The following is a 2,853-nucleotide window of genomic DNA, read 5'->3' on the forward strand; positions in this document are numbered from 1 at the left end:
TTAATCTTTTCATCATCTAGTAAGTTTAAAAGACTTTTCCCTATGTCCATACTACTTCTTAATGCCTTTATATACTTTCCTTCTATTATGTCTTCAACTGGAAGATTAAGCTCTTTAAATACATTACTTTTTAGTATATCCCTATTATGGCATACTTCTATATTATATCTTTCATTTTCAAAATCATATATATGCTGTATTACATCACCATTTTGAAATACAATATTATATTCTCTCACTTTAAATAGTTCATAAACTAATCTTTTTCTAATTGTATCGTGAGTTTCATATTTAGGAGATACTACTTCAAAAATAATACTTGGTACATCTGTAATGCTTTCACCAACCTTTTTAAAATCACCACAAACTACAAATGCATCAGGCTTAAATCTATAATCCTCAAATTCATTTTTTAATATAACCTCTATCATTTCTGAAAATACTTTGCAACCATTTGGAATAATGTTATTAAGTGTAGATACTATATTAGAAACTATTTCATTGTGTCTTTGTGATGTTGTGGATGACAATACTATATCGCCATCATAATATTCTAGCTTTTCACTTGTCCTTTTTTGGAATTCTTCAAATTCTTCTAATGTATATTTTTTAATTTCTTTCTCTAAACTCATGTTTTACTCACCTCTCTTTTCTTTATTATAAGGTATCTATTAAATTCTATCTATCTTTTAGTTTAACCAAAATCTTCTATTTATTATACAATGTCAACAGAAATTCTCTTATACTTCCTATACTATAGTTATAGTTGTAATATTGTAGTGTTTTTACATAAATAACTCCATATATATTTTCTTACTATGGATTCAATATTTTATGTTTTATAAATTTTGAATAATCTTTTGTGATAACTAAAACATCAATAGCTCCACCACATGTAGCTAAACTTTGGGTAAATCTTTGAGTCTTTATAGTCAAATCTACCATAAATTCTGCAAAGTCTATTCCATCTTTAAGCTGCATAAACTTCCAATCAATTTTAGCTTTTTTATTTGTCATTATACTCATTAAAATATCAGTTTCTCCATCAAAAGAGGCTCCTGCTACTATACTTTTATCATTTAAATTTGGTCTTATTATTTCATTGTTTACTATATTGTAAACATACTGCTCATCATTGTAATATCCGCATACATGATATATAACACCTTTTCCATGCTTTTCTTCTGTGTATTTAGATAGTTTTTCTCCAACTTCTATAATATTATCTTCATCTTTTACCATTTCAATTTCAAAACTTCTTATAAAATCTCCAACAGATTTTGATGCAATAATAGCATCTCCACAACAAGAAATCCCTATACTTCCATTCTTTATTAAAAATAACTTTTGTGAATTATCACTTAAAGTTCTCCTATCCTTTGTTCCATCACTATGAGTTGTTACTCCTGTTAATCTACTATCTGCTGCCATAGCTATACCCTCTGGCAAAAATACTGTACTTATAATAGACATACTTAATCCTCCATTCATCTCCTGTAATAGAGAAATTATATCATATTTTTCTGCTTCGTCTCTCCATTAAAACTATATCATGCCAAACTCCATTTTTCATATACAATGATAGTAATAAAGAAAAAAAAACATTCTAGATTTAGTGTTCTTATCTATTATAATTATAGTAATAGAGATACTTGCAATTAATTATTTACATAATAAATATATAAATGCAGGGTATTTATATGAATCTGTTACGAACAATACAAAAATGCTAATAATAATGGCTATTCCAATCTGGATAATGGTAATTTATTTTAATTATAGAATGGAGTTAAAATCAATAATGAAACCATATAGAGTTGGAGATGTAATTTGTACAGCGCAATTAGATTATAGAATATTGAGAAATAACAATGAGATTTTGAAGAGAAATAAAGATTTGAAAATGGTAATTAATGAAGAAGAATTTGAAGAATTTAAATTAATTTTATATAAAAAAAACTTAAAGAATAATAGTATAGGTATTGTTATTATGCCTAAAGAATATTTTTGAAAATTGATACTTGAAAGCAAGTATATAATGCATAAAATAAATAAAAGTACTAAGGGGCTGTTACACTAAAAATAGTGTTCAGTTCCTTTTTTATATAAAAAACAAGTCCTTAACTAAAAAAACTAGTGACTCTGATAAAATATTTTACAAAAAAAATTATACTCTACCATCTGCAAATCCCCCTCTTTTTTCTGCAAAAAATTTTTTTAAATTCCCTAAAGCTACATATTGCCTTTTATTCATACACTCTTCAAAAAGTCAATATGTTGTATTATGTATTTTTTAGAGGTACAATATAGACTGTATTTTTTTAAAATTACATTTAAATATTTTACATAAATATTTAATTCAAATAAATTTTTTATCTAGGAGTGGTTTTAAATGGACGTAATAAAACGAGATGGCAGCGTGGTCATTTTTGATGAGCAAAAGATTAGAGAAGCTGTCTTAAAGGCAATGAGAAACGGTAGTGGTATTTACATGCCAGATATCGCAAAGTTAATTTCTATGGATGCTAAAAATCACTTTAATAAAGAGGATAATATGCCAACTATCTCTAAAATTGAAAGATTTGTATATGATAGATTAGTGCATTATGGTCAAGTAGAAACAGCTAGAGCCTATGAAAGCTATCGTGCTGTACATGAGTTTAAAAGAAATCATAATACTACGGATGAAAGTATTTTAAATCTTTTAAACAGACAAAATGAAGATGTTATGAATGAAAATTCAAACAAAAACCCTGTAGTTGCAGCTACACAAAGAGATTTAATAGCAGGTGAAGTTTCAAAGGATATTTCAAGAAGAAAACTTATCCCAACTCACATAGTTCAAGCTCATGA

4 protein-coding genes are annotated in these 2,853 nt (G+C 26.6%); 2 read left to right on the plus strand and 2 right to left on the minus strand.

Translation table 11 applies throughout. The annotated features are described in order from the left end of the window. A partial coding sequence (locus tag ACRC28_RS01420; protein WP_438541672.1) for a Uma2 family endonuclease occupies positions 1-632 on the minus strand: 632 nt, incomplete at its 3' end. Between the two features lie 184 nt (positions 633-816). After that, positions 817-1,491 (minus strand): hypothetical protein, encoded by a 675-nt coding sequence (locus ACRC28_RS01425; protein WP_438541673.1) that lies wholly within the window; start codon positions 1,489-1,491, stop codon positions 817-819. A 124-nt stretch (positions 1,492-1,615) separates the two neighbouring features. On the opposite strand from ACRC28_RS01425, the gene ACRC28_RS01430 reads away from it, so the two are divergent. Further along, on the plus strand, positions 1,616-2,011 hold the full coding sequence (locus ACRC28_RS01430; protein ID WP_438541674.1) for a hypothetical protein: 396 nt from the start codon (positions 1,616-1,618) through the stop codon (positions 2,009-2,011). Between the two features lie 381 nt (positions 2,012-2,392). Beyond that, positions 2,393-2,853: ATP cone domain-containing protein (locus ACRC28_RS01435; RefSeq protein ID WP_438541675.1), on the plus strand; the 461-nt coding region annotated here is incomplete at its 3' end.

It is taken from the genome of Clostridium sp., assembly GCF_051650885.1.
GTDB lineage: Bacteria > Bacillota > Clostridia > Clostridiales > Clostridiaceae > Clostridium.

Coding starts and splice junctions, on each gene's coding strand:
- ACRC28_RS01425 (WP_438541673.1), bottom strand. CDS start 1,491: ATGAATGGAGGATTAAGTATGTCTATTATAAGTACAGTATTTTTGCCA.